This window comes from Olivibacter sp. SA151, assembly GCF_054130995.1.
Window position 1 is genome coordinate 3,618,637 of the sequence record NZ_CP096391.1, and the last position, 17,516, is coordinate 3,636,152.

At 41.8% G+C, this 17,516-nt stretch carries 14 protein-coding genes, 1 tRNA gene and 1 other RNA gene; 13 read left to right on the forward strand and 3 right to left on the reverse strand.

Annotated elements, in window-relative coordinates:
* Window positions 1-80 precede the first annotated feature (80 nt).
* A complete protein-coding gene (gene tamL, locus M1D52_RS15005) occupies window positions 81-2,390 on the reverse strand; it encodes a translocation and assembly module lipoprotein TamL (protein ID WP_457941571.1) in 2,310 nt (769 codons plus the stop codon).
* A 35-nt stretch (window positions 2,391-2,425) separates the two neighbouring features.
* Here tamL and M1D52_RS15010 point away from each other — a divergent pair, with 35 nt between their 5' ends.
* From M1D52_RS15010 to M1D52_RS15025, 4 genes are all read left to right on the forward strand, one after another.
* Window positions 2,426-3,184, forward strand: a complete 759-nt coding sequence (locus M1D52_RS15010) for a TrmH family RNA methyltransferase (protein ID WP_013666450.1) — start codon at window positions 2,426-2,428, stop codon at window positions 3,182-3,184.
* Window positions 3,185-3,238: 54 nt separating this feature from the next.
* Window positions 3,239-3,309, forward strand: a tRNA-Cys gene (locus M1D52_RS15015).
* A 30-nt stretch (window positions 3,310-3,339) separates the two neighbouring features.
* Window positions 3,340-3,519: a hypothetical protein gene (locus M1D52_RS15020; protein WP_013666449.1), complete on the forward strand. Its 180-nt coding sequence runs from the start codon at window positions 3,340-3,342 to the stop codon at window positions 3,517-3,519.
* Between the two features lie 71 nt (window positions 3,520-3,590).
* Window positions 3,591-4,136 (forward strand): RNA methyltransferase, encoded by a 546-nt coding sequence (locus tag M1D52_RS15025; protein ID WP_041387454.1) that lies wholly within the window; start codon window positions 3,591-3,593, stop codon window positions 4,134-4,136.
* 30 nt (window positions 4,137-4,166) lie between these two features.
* On the opposite strand, the gene M1D52_RS15030 is transcribed toward M1D52_RS15025, so the two are convergent.
* A complete protein-coding gene (locus M1D52_RS15030; RefSeq protein WP_013666447.1) occupies window positions 4,167-5,633 on the reverse strand; it encodes a glutamate synthase subunit beta in 1,467 nt (488 codons plus the stop codon).
* An 18-nt stretch (window positions 5,634-5,651) separates the two neighbouring features.
* Window positions 5,652-10,166: a glutamate synthase large subunit gene (gene gltB, locus M1D52_RS15035; protein ID WP_041387452.1), complete on the reverse strand. Its 4,515-nt coding sequence runs from the start codon at window positions 10,164-10,166 to the stop codon at window positions 5,652-5,654.
* A gap of 260 nt (window positions 10,167-10,426) precedes the next feature.
* Here gltB and ffs point away from each other — a divergent pair.
* The 9 genes from ffs to mnmA all read left to right on the forward strand — a co-directional run bounded on the left by ffs (window position 10,427) and on the right by mnmA (window position 17,350).
* An RNA gene (ffs, locus tag M1D52_RS15040) (signal recognition particle sRNA small type) lies at window positions 10,427-10,525 on the forward strand.
* Between the two features lie 94 nt (window positions 10,526-10,619).
* Window positions 10,620-11,279 (forward strand): fructose-6-phosphate aldolase, encoded by a 660-nt coding sequence (fsa, locus tag M1D52_RS15045; protein ID WP_013666445.1) that lies wholly within the window; start codon window positions 10,620-10,622, stop codon window positions 11,277-11,279.
* Between the two features lie 137 nt (window positions 11,280-11,416).
* A complete protein-coding gene (locus M1D52_RS15050; RefSeq protein WP_013666444.1) occupies window positions 11,417-12,376 on the forward strand; it encodes a YpdA family putative bacillithiol disulfide reductase in 960 nt (319 codons plus the stop codon).
* 70 nt (window positions 12,377-12,446) lie between these two features.
* On the forward strand, window positions 12,447-13,031 hold the full coding sequence (locus tag M1D52_RS15055) for an NADH-quinone oxidoreductase subunit A (protein ID WP_013666443.1): 585 nt from the start codon (window positions 12,447-12,449) through the stop codon (window positions 13,029-13,031).
* Window positions 13,031-13,522 carry an NADH-quinone oxidoreductase subunit B gene (locus M1D52_RS15060; protein ID WP_013666442.1) on the forward strand — a complete coding sequence of 164 codons (492 nt, stop codon included), beginning with the start codon at window positions 13,031-13,033 and terminating at the stop codon, window positions 13,520-13,522. Before M1D52_RS15055 ends, M1D52_RS15060 begins: the two co-directional genes overlap by 1 nt.
* Window positions 13,523-13,566: 44 nt before the next feature.
* Window positions 13,567-14,709 carry a 5-(carboxyamino)imidazole ribonucleotide synthase gene (locus M1D52_RS15065; protein ID WP_013666441.1) on the forward strand — a complete coding sequence of 381 codons (1,143 nt, stop codon included), beginning with the start codon at window positions 13,567-13,569 and terminating at the stop codon, window positions 14,707-14,709.
* A 21-nt stretch (window positions 14,710-14,730) separates the two neighbouring features.
* Entirely contained in the window at window positions 14,731-15,240 is a 510-nt protein-coding gene (gene purE / locus M1D52_RS15070) for a 5-(carboxyamino)imidazole ribonucleotide mutase (protein WP_437360334.1), read from the forward strand.
* Window positions 15,241-15,401: 161 nt separating this feature from the next.
* On the forward strand, window positions 15,402-16,178 hold the full coding sequence (locus tag M1D52_RS15075; RefSeq protein WP_130857452.1) for an SDR family NAD(P)-dependent oxidoreductase: 777 nt from the start codon (window positions 15,402-15,404) through the stop codon (window positions 16,176-16,178).
* An 83-nt stretch (window positions 16,179-16,261) separates the two neighbouring features.
* Window positions 16,262-17,350: a tRNA 2-thiouridine(34) synthase MnmA gene (gene mnmA, locus M1D52_RS15080; protein WP_437392901.1), complete on the forward strand. Its 1,089-nt coding sequence runs from the start codon at window positions 16,262-16,264 to the stop codon at window positions 17,348-17,350.
* Window positions 17,351-17,516 lie beyond the last annotated feature (166 nt).

The following is a 17,516-nucleotide window of genomic DNA, read 5'->3' on the forward strand; positions in this document are numbered from 1 at the left end:
TCTCTTTATTGTTATGTGCTGGACTTCAAAAGCAACGTTCCGTCGCCGATAGCTAACGCCTAACAACTTACTACTAATACCTAAAAAGGCATACCAATACCAAAATTATATTGAATGAAATTATAAGGATCCGGTCCGTTGGTTAGTTTATAGTTTCGTTTAAATTCGCGACTATTGAATAAATCCGTGATAACCCATTGATCAGCGCCTTCGAATTGTGGGTCTTTGACTTTAATACCTGCGTCAAAACGGAAAACAAAGTACTGCAGGTCAAACCGTAAGCCGGCTCCCGCCCCAATGGCCATTTGCCCCAAGAACTTATTAAACTTAAATTCACCGCCGGGGTTTTCAGCGCTCTCCTTTAATCGCCAAATATTACCGATATCTGTAAAGGTTGCCCCTTTCAATTTAGCACCAAAAAAATCATTCAACAACTTAAACCGATATTCAAAATTGCTGAAAATCTTAATTTCTCCCAGTTGATCAAGATTTCGGAGTCGATTTCTCAAGTCTTCTGTTAAAATCGACCGATTGTAGTTACCGGGACCTAAAGTTCTCGCCTGCCAGGCACGCTGATCATTCATCCCGCCCCCGAAAAACTGCTTTTCGAAAATCAGGAACTCTGAATTATTCCCAAAAGGAACACCTATACCGGCGTTTATGCGGGCCACAAACTGGCGTTCTCCCCCTAGATGCCTATATATCCTGAAGTCAACCTCCGTTTTAACATATTGCAAATACGGAACATTCAATATGGTATTTTGGCCGATATCATTCTTCTTAAAATTAATGATCTTACTGAGTAAGTTAAGCGTATTACCACTTAAATCCAATGCACCCCGGAAATATAAAAAGTTATCGTATGTATTCAACCGCAAAGTATTGAACGTATAAGTATATTGGCTGCCAATACCAAAATAGGCACGGTCATTACTCTTTACATAAAGTTCGTAGCCATTATTCTGCAGGGAATCCTTGAATGCGTTGTCTAATCGTCCCAGTCGATATTCGAGGGATATTGGCGTAACACTGTGCAATTTATATTTCGTATCATACCAGTTATAGGAGATCGAATTAATAATATAGCGATTGCTATAGGTATTCAACTGATCAAATATCTGCCAGTTGGTTGAAAAAATCGTATGGGGCATACCATTTTTACCTACTAACGGGATACGAAAAGGAACGATCAATCGTGGAATGGATAAATTAGCGCCAAACTGTAAGTCGCGGTTCCAGATCCTGCTCCACAAAGGACCTCCGAGTTGCGAATCGAACAAAGCGCCAAAACGTGCCTTGATCTCAAGCTGCTCAGAACCGCCGAATAAATTTCGATTCGTATAAGTATTACCAATATTGAAACCACTCCGCCCCGAGGTGAATACATATTCACCTTCCACACGGTTAGACATCCGCTTCAAGGGCGTCAACTCATAATGAACAGTGAGATGCGTGGAGTCTTTTTTCTTATAGCTGGTTCTTATTCCCCTAAAGCTATTTAATTCATATAATCGATCATAAGTCAGGTTCTCCTTTTCGATGTCGAAGATATCGCCAATTTTGGGATAAATGTACCGTGCAAGTGGCTTTGGACGAAAACGTTGTGTATAATCCTTTACCTCCAAGCCATGAGCTAACTGAGTGCTATCCGGTTTGTTTATTCCGACTTCTCCATCACTGTTTTTTATGACAACATAACTACTATCGATTTTAAAAACAGTGTGCCCACTCTTGCCCTCGGGATTATCGATGAAAAGCCTAAGATCAGCTTGGCTACTGTTCATATTGGTATCCACTTCAAACCGAACATATTGACGTAGATAATCGTAATATCCATTATGTTTCATAAGGTTATAGATTGACTCACGCTCCTTTACCAGAGTATCTGCATCGAAGCGCATACCCGGTCGCAATACGGGAAAGCGTGCAATATGTTGTTTGTACAATTTATCAACCTGTGGATCAGCAATCTCATGCTCAATATAACGGATCTTAAAAACGCCTCCCTGCTTCACGTCGAAGTCAATTTCTGCCTTTTTACGTCTCACGTAAATATGGCTTTTGACTTCTGCATTAAAATAACCCTTGGATACTAGGAACCTTTCGATTTGGTTTCGGGAAATCTCAACTAAGGAACTGTCTAGTATACTGGGAGGTTCGCCGACATTCCTAATTTTATCCGTTCGATATTTTCCACCTTTACTGTTTGCAAAATTATAAATGAAGAGATTTATCTTGGAGTTCGGACGGATTTCCCGTTGAACATAAGCTTCAGCACCCTCTTTAAATTCTTTATTTATCCCATTTAACTTTACCTTTGTAACCAATGCCTGGTCATCATTCAACAATCTCGTGGATCTGCAAGACGAGAAAAATAGTGATGTGAGCACTATGAATACAAAAAAATACAAGTAAGATAATTGCGATGCTCTCAAAGTCTCAGCTTCAATTTGTTAAATCCTTACATCAAAAAAAGTTCAGAAAAGAACATGGTCTCTTTATTGTAGAGGGTTTTAAATCCATAACGGATTTTTTTCACTCAGATTATGTAATACATAGTATTTACTATACTCCAAAAGTAGGGCCAAAGATCGATATTTTCGGAGAGAAAATAAAACATTATCCCATATCGGAACGTGATTTGGAGGCAATTAGCACACTGAAAACGCCACAGGGAATAGTGGCATTAATAGAAACGCCAAGTGAAGTTGCCGTTCAGGAGGATGAATTACGAGATCAATTTTCTCTAGTATTAGATACTATTCAAGACCCCGGCAATCTAGGCACGATTATCCGAACGGCAGATTGGTTCGGCATCAAACATATTATCTGTTCGGAAGAAACTGTAGAATGTTTCAATCCAAAGGTGGTACAGGCTACCATGGGTTCTTTAGCACATGTTTCTATACACTACACAGACCTGCATGCTTTTCTTAAGAATGTCACGCTGCCGAGTTTTGCGACGGTTTTGGACGGCCAATCCATTTACGAAACCGATTTCGGCAGTGAGGGATTCATTATTTTAGGCAATGAAGGGAACGGTATTGCGCCCGATCTGATCAGCAATAAAACACAACGTATCACGATTCCAAGTTTCGGAAACGCTGAATCGCTCAATGTAGCAGTTTCAGCCGCTATATGTTGTTCGGAAATAAGCAGAAAAGATAATTTGCATAAAAGTTGAAAAAAATTAGTAAAGAAAGATAATTTTACTATTTTTGCAAGCCTAAACGGAAAGGGTCGGATGGCCGAGTGGCTAGGCTGAGCTCTGCAAAAGCTCCTACAGCGGTTCGAATCCGCTTCCGACCTCATTAAAAGATTTATTAAAGAATAAAAGCCATGGGAGTTACACGCTTAAAAAGAAAAGATAGAAGAAATAAAACTGTATCACGTTTAGAGGTACAATTCTTAAAGCTTGGCCGCAATATTGAAGTTGGAAGTAGATCGAAAGAGCCAAAAAATAGCCAAGTCACCAAAAATAATGCTGTTTTAGATAAACTTACTGCAGAAAGCAAATAAGAAGCTAATAACAAAATATTAAAAAAGACCTGGATAAAAATTCAGGTCTTTTTTCTTTATAAGACCAAAGGATGCGTAAATTATCAATGGACGAACTGGGGCGCCCCAGTGTTGACGAATTCAAACAATTAGATAAGTTGCCGGTAACGGTTGTACTTGATAGTGTGCGAAGCCTACATAATGTAGGATCTGTTTTTAGAACATCTGATGGCTTTGCGGTGGAACGCATTCTTCTCTGTGGAATTACCGGTACCCCTCCCCATCGGGATATAGAAAAGACAGCTTTAGGAGCTACACAATCTGTGGCCTGGCAATACGAAAAGAATATTGAGGAAGCGATAATTAATTTAAAACAGGAAGGAAAAAAAATAATCGCCATAGAGCAGGCGGAAGGCAGCACTATGCTGCATCGTTTCACCCCGGTGCTAGGCGAAAGCTATGCGTTAATCTTCGGCAATGAAGTAAATGGTGTTTCAGAAGAAGCAATGAAGCTGATCGATTATTGCGTTGAAATCCCCCAATTCGGGACCAAACACTCCTTTAATGTTGTCATTTCGGCGGGAATCGTTTTATGGGATTTCTATCGGAAACTAAAACTAAAAAGCGGCGACTCCTAGGAGTACCGCCGCTTTTACTATTAAAAAATCTTATGCGTATGACGCAATCGAATCTTTACTTTCGAGTACCGATTTCCCCATAAGAAATTCATCTACTTTCCTAGCACATTCGCGTCCTTCAGAAATTGCCCATACGACCAATGATTGCCCTCTGCGCATATCACCCGCTACAAACACTTTATCAACAGTTGTCTTATAGCTGCCTTCAGCTGCATTGACATTGCCGCGTGCATCTAAAGAAACACCAAGCTGTTTTAACAAGCCTTCATGTTGTGGATGTAAGAATCCCATAGCCAATAAAGCCAGCTCGCAAGGTATTTCACGTTCCGATCCAGGCACTTCTGCAAATTTAACCGGTCTGCCCAGGGCATCAGTTTCCCATTCCAAATCAACCACCAGTGCACCTTTTAAGTTACCATGCTCATCACCTAAAAACGCCTTGGTATTGATGCTCCAAAACCGCTCACAGCCTTCCTCATGTGATGTGGTATTTTTAAGAAGCATTGGATAAGTAGGCCAAGGCATCGCGGACGTGCGCTGAGCAGGCGGCTTAGGCATTAGTTCAAACTGCGTAACCGTTTTTGCTCCATGACGATTTGAAGTACCTACACAGTCAGATCCGGTATCACCGCCACCGATCACCAATACATTCTTATTGCTTGCTAAGATATCCTCTTCCTGATAGGCAGACTCACCAACACGCTTATTCTGCTGTTTCAAAAATTCCATTGCAAAATAAACGCCTTTCAGTTCTCTTCCGGGAATATTCAAATTTCTTGGAATGGTAGAGCCCCCTGCCAACACGATGGCATCAAAGGCTTTCAATTCATCGGCCGGCACATTGACGCCCACCTCCGCATTACATCTGAAAACAACGCCTTCTTGTTTCATCAGCTCAATACGCCGATCGATCACCCACTTGTCCAGTTTAAAGTCCGGTATGCCATATCGTAATAAACCGCCCGGTTTATCATCTCTTTCAAACACCGTTACCTCATGACCCGCCTTAATCAGTTGGGCTGCTGCGGCTAAACCGGCAGGGCCTGAACCAACAACCGCAACGCTTTTACCCGATTTAATAGCCACCGGTTTTGCTTTGGCAAAACCTTTTTGGTAAGCTATTTCCGCTATGTGTTTTTCAATTTCTTCAATTGCCACCGGTGAGCGATTGATACCCAATACACAAGCCGATTCACACGGTGCCGGACAAATACGCCCGGTAAACTCAGGAAAATTATTGGTTGAGGATAGTATTTCAAAAGCCTCTTCCCATTTACCGTCGTACACAGCGTCATTAAATTCAGGTATAACGTTTCCGAGCGGACAACCTGAATGGCAAAAAGGGATGCCACAGTTCATACAACGGGCAGCCTGTGTATTTAATTCTTCCTCACTGTACGTATGAACAAATTCTTTATAATTTTTAAGTCTCTCTTCAGGAGTATCTTTTGTGGGGAGCTGTCTTTCAAACTCTTTAAACCCGGTTACTTTTCCCATTTCTCTTACCTAATAATATTATGCTTCAACCAATTTCGTCTGTAAAACACGCTTGTATTCTTTCGGGAATACTTTTACAAATAGACTACGCTCGTTCTTCCAGTTACTTAGAATACTTGAGGCTAGTTTACTATTTGTCAAATTAATGTGCCGTTTCAACAAATTAATAATTTGCGTTTCATCTTCTTCATCCAGCGGATCTAGATCAACCATCTCAAGATTGCAACGATCTTTAAAGGTACCGTTGATATCATATACCCAAGCAATACCACCGCTCATACCGGCAGCAAAATTACGACCTGTTTCGCCTAATATCAGTGCCCGTCCACCGGTCATATATTCGCAGCCATGATCACCAACTCCCTCTACAACGGTTGTTGCTCCTGAGTTACGTACTGCAAAACGTTCACCTGCCTGGCCGCATACAAACAAGTGCCCGGAGGTAGCGCCGTAAAGTGCTACGTTACCAATAATAATGTTCTCATGCGGAACCAGCTGACTGCTACTTGCAGGATAAATTGCCAATTGTGCACCGGACAAGCCCTTACCTACATAGTCATTTGCTTCGCCCTCTAACTCAAAAGATAAACCTTTTGCGGCAAAAGCACCGAAGCTCTGTCCTGCTGATCCAACAAATTTGAAGTTAATGGTATTATCGGGCAGTCCTTCTGAACCATATATTTTTGAAACCTCGTTAGATAATAACGTTCCGATGGTACGATCTGTATTTTTCACATTGAATGTACCAAATACAGGTGTCTTACTTTCTAAGGCTTTAGCAGCTTGTTTCAACATACCCCAATCCAAAATCATATCCATGCCGTGATCTTGTGATTCGGTTTGGTATAGGCTCTTACCGGATGGGTTTTGGGGTGCATATAGAATGCCGGACAAATCGAGCTTATTGACCTTCCAGTGATTAATATCTTCACGGACTTTAAGGAACTGTGCCTTTCCAACCATTTCATTAATGGTTTTGAAACCTAAGCTTGCCATGATTTCGCGCAATTCCTCTGCTAAAAATTTGAACAGGTTAACAATATCTTCCGGCTTGCCTGTAAACAACTTACGCAATTCCGGATCCTGCGTTGCAACGCCAACCGGGCAGGTATTCAAATGACATTTACGCATCATGATACAGCCTCCCGCAACCAAAGCAGCGGTAGCTACGCCCCATTCCTCAGCGCCCAATAAAGCGGCAATTGCTAAGTCTCTTCCCGTTTTAAGTTGTCCATCGGTTTGCAATACCACACGGCTACGGAGCTGGTTTTTGACCAAGGTTTGTTGCGCCTCGGCTAAACCAAGTTCCCAAGGTAATCCTGCATGCTTAATTGAGCTAATCGGAGAAGCACCCGTACCCCCATCGTAACCGGCAATGAGAATAACATCGGCATGCGCCTTCGCTACGCCCGCAGCGATAGTTCCTACACCCGCTTTTGACACCAGTTTCACATTGATACGGGCTGCGCGGTTTGCATTTTTCAAATCGAAAATCAGTTGTTTTAAATCCTCAATAGAATAAATGTCGTGATGCGGAGGAGGCGAAATCAGACCTACACCCGGCGTTGCGTGACGAACTCGGGCAATCCACTCGTCCACTTTATGTCCCGGAAGCTGACCACCTTCACCCGGCTTCGCCCCTTGTGCCATTTTAATTTGTAATTCATCGGCTTGCGTTAAGTAATTTGACGTTACACCAAAACGAGCAGAAGCAATTTGTTTGATTGCCGAACGCATTGAATCACCATTAGGCAATGGCTTATAACGGATCTCATCTTCACCACCTTCGCCTGTATTACTTTTCCCTCCTATTCGGTTCATGGCAATAGCCAGCGTGCTATGCGCCTCATGAGAGATAGAGCCGAAAGACATGGCGCCGGTAGCAAAGCGTTTCATAATATTTTCTGCCGGCTCTACTTCGTCTAACGAAATGGGAGCACGGTGTTTAGCAAAATCAAAGAGACCGCGTAAGGTGTACATACGCTCCTTCTGGTTATTGATATGCGCTGCATACTGCTTGTAAATTTCATAGTTACCGGTTCTACAAGCCTGCTGAAGTAAGTGTACCGTCGTGGGGTTAAACAAATGTGCCTCCCCTCTTCTACGCCAAGCATAAATTCCCCCTTCGGGTAACAGATTGGTTTTCTTTTCACTACGGAATCCACGATCATGCTTACTTAAAACTTCTCGCGCAATATCGTCCAATCCTAAGCCACCGATTCGGGATACCGCACCGCAGAAGTATCGATCCACAACATCTTTATGTATTCCCAATACTTCGAAAATTTGCGCACCATTATATGATTGCAAAGTAGAGATTCCCATTTTTGAGAATATCTTAAGCAATCCGCTACAAACAGCTTTAACGTAATTCTTAGACAGCTCAGGCCAAGTGAGGGATGTTTCGATCACACCTTCCTCCTTCAATGTCCTTATAGATGCAAGAGCCATGTATGGGTTAATAGCCGTAGCACCAAAAGCAAGTAAACAAGCAAAATGATGAACTTCCCATACATCACCTGCTTCAACCACTAAACCTACTGCGCCCCGATAGCCCGTTTTTATTAAATGGTGATGAACCGCCGATACCGCCAATAACGAAGGGATCGCTGCGTGTTGCGAATCAATTGCCCTGTCAGACAATATCAATACTTCAAATCCGTCGCGGACGGCGTCCTCGGCATAACGACATAGACGTGCCAGGCCCTCTTCCAGTGAACCTTCTTTTCCGTCCGCCTTAAAATAGGTTTGCAATGTTTTTGCCTGAAAGATTCCGGTATCGATACTACGCAATTTTTCCAGATCCCTGCTAGTAACAATAGGATGTTCCAAAGCAACGCAATGGCAATGCATTTTATCTTCATCCAAAATATTTCCGGAGTTTCCGATAAAGGTAGATAAGCTCATCACCAAACGTTCCCGAATCGGATCGATCGGTGGGTTGGTTACTTGCGCAAAATATTGTTTAAAATAACTGCTAAGATGTTGTGGATGTTCAGACAGCACAGCCAGGGGCACGTCTGTTCCCATAGAACCTACCGGCTCTTTTCCATCTAGTGCCATCGGAATCAAGATACCCTCGATATCCTCTCTTGAGTAGCCGAATATTTGTTGATATTTAAATACAGATTCTTTCGAAAGATAGGTGAAGGTAACACGCGGCTCTGCCAAATCTTTAATATGGATTTTATACTTGTCAAGCCATTCGCCATAAGGTTGTTTAGTGGCTAATTCATGCTTGATATCCGCATCACTCAAAATTTCCCCTTTTTCCATATCAACCAAGAATATCTTTCCCGGTTGTTGGCGGCCCTTTTTAATAATAATGCTCTCATCTATTGGCAAGGCGCCCGCCTCCGATGCTACCACTACCCGATCATCATTCGTTACCGCATAACGAAGGGGTCGTAATCCATTTCGATCGAGCGTAGCACCAATGGTTTTTCCGTCTGTGAAACATAATGCCGCCGGGCCGTCCCAAGGCTCCATAATAGTGGCATGGTATTCGTAAAAGGCTTTGCGCAACGGATCCATTGAAGTGTTTCCATCCCATGCTTCGGGTACCAACATAAGCATCACGTGCGGCAGAGAACGCCCACTATGTAAAAGCAATTCTACCACATTATCCAAGGAAGCAGAATCCGATAATCCCGGATCTACTACAGGAAGTAAAATATCAAGCTCTTCATCCGAAAAATAAGGTGAAGAAATAGACCTTAAACCAGCGTAGAAGCGATTCAAGTTTCCTGTAAGCGTATTTATTTCTCCATTATGAGCAACAATGCGGAATGGTTGCGCCAATTTCCAGGAAGGAAAAGTATTAGTTGAAAAACGCGAGTGCACCAGGCCAAAGGCAGAAACCACCCGCTCATCCGACAAATCATTGTAATAAGAACGCACCTGATAAGTGGTTAGCTGTCCTTTATAAATAAGTGTTTTACTGGATAGGGACGGCATATAGAATTGCTCCTTTGCTTCTGCCAGCTCTTCTTTTATTCTTTTTACAAGTAATCGCCGAAGCACAAACAGTTTTCGGTCGAAATCTTCCGTATTACGAACCTCTTTAGGACGCTCAACGAAAAATTGAATAATGTTAGGCTCAGCACTTAAGGCGGTCACTCCCACTCCTTCCGGCGTTACAGGCACTTCGCGTACGCCGAGAAAATTAAGCCTCAATTGGGCACAGGAGTCCTTAATAAGTTCTCTGCAACGTTCGTTCAGTGATTCCTCCTTGGGTAAAAACGTCATCCCCACGCCGTAGTAACCCGGTTCTCCCAGTCTTATATCCAGCTTACTACATTCTTCCCAAAGAAACTCATGCGGTATCTGAATCATAATACCGGCTCCATCGCCGCTTTCCTCATCACAACCACAGGCCCCTCGGTGCTCCATGTTCTCCAACATCGTCAACGCGTCCTGAACCTGACGGTGACTTTTTAATCCTTTTAAATGAGCCACAAAACCAACCCCGCACGCATCATGCTCAAAATCAGAACGATACAATCCCTGTTCTTCCATATCTTCAACTGTCATTGTTATTGCTTAGTTTAAATAGATTGCTAAAATAACATTAATATTCGACAATATTAAATTTTTATTATTTTTTGTGATAAAAACTTGATGAAATATCTAGAATAACACAATAAACTTAAAAAAATCGTAAACTATGTTTTCGCAAGCGCTTCAAATATGAAAATGCATACAGCATAAAAAAAACAGTCTGATCTCCAATGATCTAGCACTATTTCAATAAAAAAACTTAGTAAATTAAGTTTTTTTCCTATTTTTGCGGTGGGTAAGTCTTTTACGACCAGCTCCCTTTGAACTCCCCCAGGGTGGGAACACAGCAAGGGTAAAAGGTTGAGCGGTGCGATAAAAGGGGCTTGCCCTTTTTTTATTTCCTCTTTTTACACTTATCTTTTACTAAAATAGCAAATATTAGTTACTTTTGTTGCAATCAAAACCAAGTTTTAACAATAATATCTTATGAAATTTTTTATAGATACCGCCAATCTTCAGCAAATCAAAGAAGCGCAAGATTTAGGGGTTTTAGACGGAGTTACAACAAATCCAAGCCTAATGGCGAAAGAAGGCATTAGCGGTGAAGAAAATGTGATCAATCATTACAAAGCTATTTGCGATATTGTAGATGGTGACGTAAGTGCGGAGGTGATTAGCACTGATTATGAAAATATTATTAAAGAAGGGCTTGCACTAGCAAAACTGGACGACAAAATAGTCGTTAAAGTACCCATGATAAAAGAAGGAGTAAAGGCGATCAAATACTTCAGCAGTGAAGGTATCAAAACGAATTGCACCCTTGTTTTCTCTGCCGGACAAGCACTCTTGGCTGCAAAAGCCGGAGCCACTTATGTTTCTCCGTTCATTGGCCGTTTAGACGATATCTCTACCGATGGCTTAAGCTTGATTGAAGATATTCGCCTGATATATGACAACTACGGCTATGAAACGCAAATCCTAGCAGCTTCCGTACGTCATGCCATGCATATTATTGAGTGCGCCAAAATAGGAGCAGACGTAATGACAGGACCGCTTTCAGCTATTTTAACATTGTTGAAGCACCCGCTTACTGATAGTGGTCTGGCTCAGTTTTTGGCTGATCATGCAAAAGCCGCCGGTAAATAGGCTATCAAGTATTTCCTCCGGATAGTCTTCCACATAGGCTGTTCGTTCTAATTTTGCTCTGTACAAGCAAATTGTTTATAGTTACTTAAAGGACCTTCATTGATCGTTCCCTTAAGTAACTTCTTAGTTTAGATACTATGGATATTTTCGACATCGTCATTGTAGGCGGCGGCCCCATTGGTTTGGCTTGCGGAATTGAAGCCGAAAAAGCCGGGCTACGTTATGTGATTTTAGAGAAGGGTTGTTTAGTGAATTCACTCTTCAATTATCCACAGCACATGACCTTTTTTTCGACCTCTGAAAAGCTGGAAATCGGGGGCGTGCCCTTTGTATCCACTAATCCAAAACCAAAGAGACTGGAGGCATTGGAATACTACCGGAGAGTACAGCAAAAATTTTCACTAAACGTTCGCTTGTTCGAAGAGGTAATAAACGTCACGAAAAAGGATGATCTGTTTACCGTCCAAACCATAAAGAATGTCTTTGGGGCAAAGAATGTGATTCTTGCTACAGGCTTTTACGACAAACCTAACTTGATGCAAATACCGGGAGAGAATTTACCGAAAGTAAAACACTATTATAATGATCCCCATTACTATGCAAATCAGCAGGTAGTGGTAGTAGGTAGTAGCAATTCATCTGTAGATGCCGCGTTGGAAACGTATCGCAAAGGTGCTAAGGTGACTATGGTGATAAGAAGAAATGAAATCAGTCATCGTGTAAAATATTGGGTGCGTCCGGATATCGACAACCGTATAGCAGAGGGTTCAATCAAGGCCTACTTTAATAGTTGTTTAACAGCCATTGAAGAACATGTGGTTCATATCGCTACGCCTGAAGGTCCGATTACCATTAAAAATGACTTTGTGTTAGCTTTAACCGGCTATCAGCCTAATTTTGACTTTCTGAAAAAACTGGGCATTAGGTTATCTCCTGATGATTTATTGATTCCGGAGCATGACGAATTAACAATGGAAACTAATATTCCACATTTGTACCTCGCAGGCGTAGTTTGCGGAGGCATGAATACACACCTTTGGTTTATCGAGAACTCACGCGTTCACGCAGAACAAATCATAAGACATATTAGCGGATAAAGCTTGAACTGTAAACAGGGAAAAGAAATTCGACATCTTTTTGAGCAATTTTTTTATTATTTTTGAACCTATGGAAGATGGTTCTCAAATAACGGAATTTGGCAAGGTCTTTATTTATCTGATCGTTGGAACGTTCTTGGTTCTCTTCACTTTATTGTTAGGAAAACTATTGTCTCCCCGTAAACCTAGTTCGGCAAAAAGCAGCACCTATGAATGTGGCGAAGTGGCGCGGGGAAGTTCGTGGGTTCAGTTTAACTCGCGGTTCTATGTTATAGCCCTCGTATTCCTTTTATTCGATGTGGAAATGGTGTTTATTTTTCCATGGACAACCATTTTTGGTGCTGCTGATTTAATCCATGCAGATGGTAGATGGGGCTGGTATACCTTGGCGGAAATGTTCATATTCATTGGAATTCTATTGGTTGGTTTACTTTATGTTTGGAAAAAAGGCGATTTGGAATGGATAAAACCTAACCCGAGCCTCCCTTCCTTACCAGGTACAATCCCACTCGAAGTTTATGAGAACATTAACAGAGCGACTTATAAGCTAAGGCCATTTCAAGCAACGAATAAGACGGAGGATGTACAGTCGGATAAGCCGTCTGCTCTCGCTAAACCTGCTTTTAAACCTAAATTTGTAAAGAAGGATTCGTAATGAGTACAAGCACGCAAACAGATAGTGGTATTGTTGTAGCAAAGTTGGACGACCTCCTTAATTGGGCACGGTTATCGTCCATGTGGCCCGTGAGTTTCGGTATCGCTTGCTGTGCCATCGAAATGATGGGTGCAATGGCCGCTACTTACGACTTGGATCGATACGGTGTTTTTCCGCGGGCTTCTCCAAGGCAGGCAGATGTTATTATTATAGCGGGTACCGTCACATTTAAGATGGCTGATAGGATACGGCTTTTATATGAACAAATGCCCGAACCAAAGTACGTTATATCCATGGGGTCCTGCTCCAATTGCGGGGGCCCGTACTGGCAACACGGTTATCATGTAGTAAAAGGAGTAGACAAGATAATTCCGGTTGATATATACGTGCAAGGGTGCCCTCCCCGACCTGAGGCGCTGATTGGTGCATTTTTAGAACTTCAAAAGAAAATAGGATCGGAACACATTATTAACGAAAAAATAAACTCTTAAAAAATACAATTATTAGTTAAGCTACTCCTTAACTAAACACATCTATGGAAAAAGACTTTTATGGCGATTTACGCTTGGGCATCCTTGGTGGCGGACAGCTCGGACGCATGCTTATCCAAGAAGCGATCAATCTGAACATAAGTGTTTCAGTATTGGATCCAGACCGGGATGCCCCATGTAAAAAATTATGCGATCGGTTTGAAGCAGGATCACTAACCGATTTTGACACAGTTTATAAGTTTGGTAAGCAAGTAGATATGCTTACGATTGAAATCGAAAAAGTAAATGTAGATGCGCTGGAAAAACTAGAGGAAGAGGGTGTTGTCGTTTTTCCTCAGGCGCGTGTCATCCGCTTAATTCAGGACAAAGGACTTCAAAAACAGTTTTTTAAACAAAACGATATTCCAACAGCACCCTTCCAGTTGATTTCTTCAAAAGATGCATTAAAAGATTTAACCATCCCCTTTCCTTATATACAAAAATTGAGAAAAGATGGCTATGATGGAAAAGGAGTGCATAAAATTGCAGATGAAGCTGATTTAGTAAATGCCTTTGAGGCACCGAGCTTGATTGAACAATGGGTGGCTTTCGAAAAGGAAATCGCCGTCATCGTAGCGCGAAATGATAAAGGTGATGTATCGACCTTTCCAATGGTTGAAATGGAATTTAACGCAGAGGTTAATTTGGTTGAGTTTTTAATTTCCCCATCCATTTTACCTTTCGAAGTACAGGAAAGAGCCGAACAGTTAGCCATAAAGATTGCAGAGGATCTTCAAATCGTAGGACTTCTTGCAGTGGAAATGTTCTTAACGCCGGATGGAAATATTCTGGTAAATGAACTCGCCCCCCGACCGCACAATAGCGGACATCATACAATTGAAGGAAACTATACATCGCAATTTGCACAGCATTTGCGCGCAATCTTCAATTTGCCGCTAGGCAACACCGCTGCACGTAGCAATGCGGTGATGATTAATTTGCTCGGTGAAGCCAATTATGAAGGACTGGCGATTTATGAGGGGCTTGAAGAGGTACTGGCGGAAGAAGGGGTTTATATACACCTCTACGGTAAGAAATTCACAAAACCTTTTCGTAAAATGGGACATGTAACTATTGTGAGCGAAGATCGTGAAAAGGCGGTTACCTTAGCTAGAAAAGTACAGGCTACCATTAAAGTAAAGGCCTAAATAAAAATCAAATCCATTATTATGCAAACAAGTCAACTTCCTTCAGTAGGAATCATTATGGGCAGCAAATCCGACCTCCCCGTAATGGAAGACGCGATTAAAATATTAAAAGAACTGGGTGTTCAAATAGAGGTTTCTATCGTATCGGCGCATAGGACTCCGGAACGTATGTTCGACTATGCGCAAACGGCTGCGTCGCGCGGACTGAAAGTAATCATTGCAGGAGCCGGAGGGGCCGCTCATTTGCCGGGTATGGTGGCATCGATTACGCACCTGCCGGTAATCGGGGTACCCGTCAAATCTTCCAATTCTATTGACGGATGGGATTCCATTTTGTCTATATTACAAATGCCTAATGGCATTCCTGTTGCTACGGTAGCATTGAATGCAGCAAAGAATGCAGGCCTTTTGGCTGCGCAGATTTTAGCTACTGCTGATCAGCAATTGGCACAGAATCTTATCCATTTCAAACAAGAGTTGAAGAAAAAAATAGAAGAGACCGCACAAGAAGTGGAAAATATGAGCTTCTAAACCGGAAAACAGCCATAACGATAATCGTAATGGCTGTTTTTCATTATTCAAAAAATTAAACCATCCAGCCTATCTTTTTGTGCTAGCTCCGGCACCAACAATTTGCGCTTTCTATTGTTCCATCATAGTATAAAAAAGAACAATCAATTCATTTAAGATTTATGAGTAAATTGAAAGACAAAGTGGCTCTAATAACCGGATCTGATTCCGGCATTGGTCGTGCAATCGCCGAAGCGTATGCTTCCGAAGGCGCTCATGTTATTATCACCTACCATTCTGACCGGGAAAGTGCTAAAGAGGCTGAACAAAAGATAAAGAAATTAAAAACAAAAGTTTCAACCTATCAATTGGATGTGAGTGATGAGACCAGTGTTCAATCGGTTTTCGGAAAGGCTGTAAAGGAATTTGGTCAAATCGATATACTGGTCAGCAATGCAGGCGTTAACGGCAGTAATATCCCCGTAGTGGAAATGGACACAGAAACTTTCGATACGTGTATCAAAACGAATCTGTATGGTGCATTCTATTGCTGTAGAGAATTTTTGAGGCTGCGAAAAAACAAACTTAAGGGAACTAAAATAATCATTGTCAGTTCTATCCACGAAGAAGTGTGTACAGCAGGCAATGCCGATTATAACGCATCTAAGGGTGGGGTTAGAAACTTCAGCAAAAGCCTCGCTTTGGAGCTGGCACCTAAAGGTGTGTGTGTTAATAACATCGCCCCGGGGATGATACTAACTCCTATGAACCAGCAAGCCATGGATAACAAAAAGGTACGGGAGGAGAAGGAGCAGCACATTCCCATCAAGCGTGCCGGCAAACCCGAAGAGATTGGCCCTTTAGCGGTATACCTTGCGTCGTCAGATAGTGATTATGTTACGGGAACGACTTTTACTATTGATGGCGCCTTAAGTATAAATTTGGGACAGGGAGCATAAAAGGCCTATATTACATTTAACTGACTGCCAAAGAGCTGGCTTTACAAAAATTTAGACTTATCTTTGCGCTTTATTTTTAAGATATGAGCAAGCACGGACGAATTTTAGTAGCTATGAGTGGCGGGGTAGACAGTTCAGTGGCCGCAGTGATGCTTCATGAGCAAGGTTATGAGGTTATTGGGTTGACGATGAAAACCTGGGATTATGCATCTTCCGGAGGAAGCACCAAAGAAACCGGTTGCTGTAGCTTGGATAGCATTAACGATGCCCGTGCTTTAGCAGTTGGTTATGGTTTTCCTCATTATATCTTAGATATTCGAGATGAATTTGGCGACTTTGTGATCAATAATTTTGTGGATGAATACCTGGCGGGAAGAACGCCTAATCCCTGTGTTCTTTGCAATACCCATATCAAATGGGAGGCTTTATTAAAAAGAGCGGACAAACTGGATTGCGAATTTATTGCAACGGGTCATTATGCAAATATTCGCTTACAGGACAGCGGTCGGTATGTCATATCCAAAGGCCGAGATGAGCATAAAGATCAATCGTATGTGTTGTGGGGCGTTTCCCAAAAAAATCTGGCTAGAACAAAATTTCCTTTGGGAAGCTTTACCAAAACTGAAATCAGACAGATGGCGCTTGAAATGGGACAAGTAGAATTGGCCAATAAATCGGAAAGCTATGAAATTTGCTTCGTTCCGGACAACGATTATCGATCTTTTTTACGCCATCGCGTAGAAGACATTGATGAGCGTATAGGTGCTGGTAACTTTATCTTATCGGACGGTACGGTAGTGGGCAAACACGCGGGATATCCTTATTATACCATCGGACAGAGAAAAGGCTTGGGGATTGCTCTGGGACGTCCTGTTTTTGTTATTCAAATACTACCTGAAAGCAATACAGTAGTGTTGGGCTCAGAAGAGGAACTCCAAAAAGATACGGCATACGTCAGAAATATCAATCTGATCAAATACGAGCATATACCTGAACCGATGGAAGCAGTAACCAAAATACGCTATAAGGATACCGGTGCTATTAGTCGGATTGTTGAAGAAAACGGAAGTATGAAAGTGGACTTCGAACATTATGTAAAAGGAATAGCTCCGGGTCAATCAGCGGTTTTTTATGAAGGGAATGATTTGTTGGGCGGCGGATTCCTCATGTAAATTTTAATGCAATTTTAATTAAAAAAATTTGGTAATCTTTATTTCCAATATTTAATTTGATCCATAAATTGATTAGACTGGCAACGAAAACGAAAGATAAAATCAACTAACTATTATACAAATAACGAACAATTTTATCTATGTTTGAGCGATAAAACAAAAAGCC

What these genes read in the sequence shown, in the direction of transcription:
- purE (WP_437360334.1), top strand. Translation starts at nt 14,731, where the DNA reads ATGCAAACAAGTCAACTTCCTTCAGTAGGAATCATTATGGGCAGCAAA.
- M1D52_RS15060 (WP_013666442.1), top strand. Translation starts at nt 13,031, where the DNA reads ATGAGTACAAGCACGCAAACAGATAGTGGTATTGTTGTAGCAAAGTTG.
- gltB (WP_041387452.1), bottom strand. Translation starts at nt 10,166, where the DNA reads ATGACAGTTGAAGATATGGAAGAACAGGGATTGTATCGTTCTGATTTT.
- M1D52_RS15065 (WP_013666441.1), top strand. Translation starts at nt 13,567, where the DNA reads ATGGAAAAAGACTTTTATGGCGATTTACGCTTGGGCATCCTTGGTGGC.
- mnmA (WP_437392901.1), top strand. Translation starts at nt 16,262, where the DNA reads ATGAGCAAGCACGGACGAATTTTAGTAGCTATGAGTGGCGGGGTAGAC.
- M1D52_RS15030 (WP_013666447.1), bottom strand. Translation starts at nt 5,633, where the DNA reads ATGGGAAAAGTAACCGGGTTTAAAGAGTTTGAAAGACAGCTCCCCACA.
- M1D52_RS15010 (WP_013666450.1), top strand. Translation starts at nt 2,426, where the DNA reads ATGCTCTCAAAGTCTCAGCTTCAATTTGTTAAATCCTTACATCAAAAA.
- fsa (WP_013666445.1), top strand. Translation starts at nt 10,620, where the DNA reads ATGAAATTTTTTATAGATACCGCCAATCTTCAGCAAATCAAAGAAGCG.
- M1D52_RS15025 (WP_041387454.1), top strand. Translation starts at nt 3,591, where the DNA reads ATGCGTAAATTATCAATGGACGAACTGGGGCGCCCCAGTGTTGACGAA.
- M1D52_RS15050 (WP_013666444.1), top strand. Translation starts at nt 11,417, where the DNA reads ATGGATATTTTCGACATCGTCATTGTAGGCGGCGGCCCCATTGGTTTG.
- M1D52_RS15075 (WP_130857452.1), top strand. Translation starts at nt 15,402, where the DNA reads ATGAGTAAATTGAAAGACAAAGTGGCTCTAATAACCGGATCTGATTCC.
- M1D52_RS15020 (WP_013666449.1), top strand. Translation starts at nt 3,340, where the DNA reads ATGGGAGTTACACGCTTAAAAAGAAAAGATAGAAGAAATAAAACTGTA.
- M1D52_RS15055 (WP_013666443.1), top strand. Translation starts at nt 12,447, where the DNA reads ATGGAAGATGGTTCTCAAATAACGGAATTTGGCAAGGTCTTTATTTAT.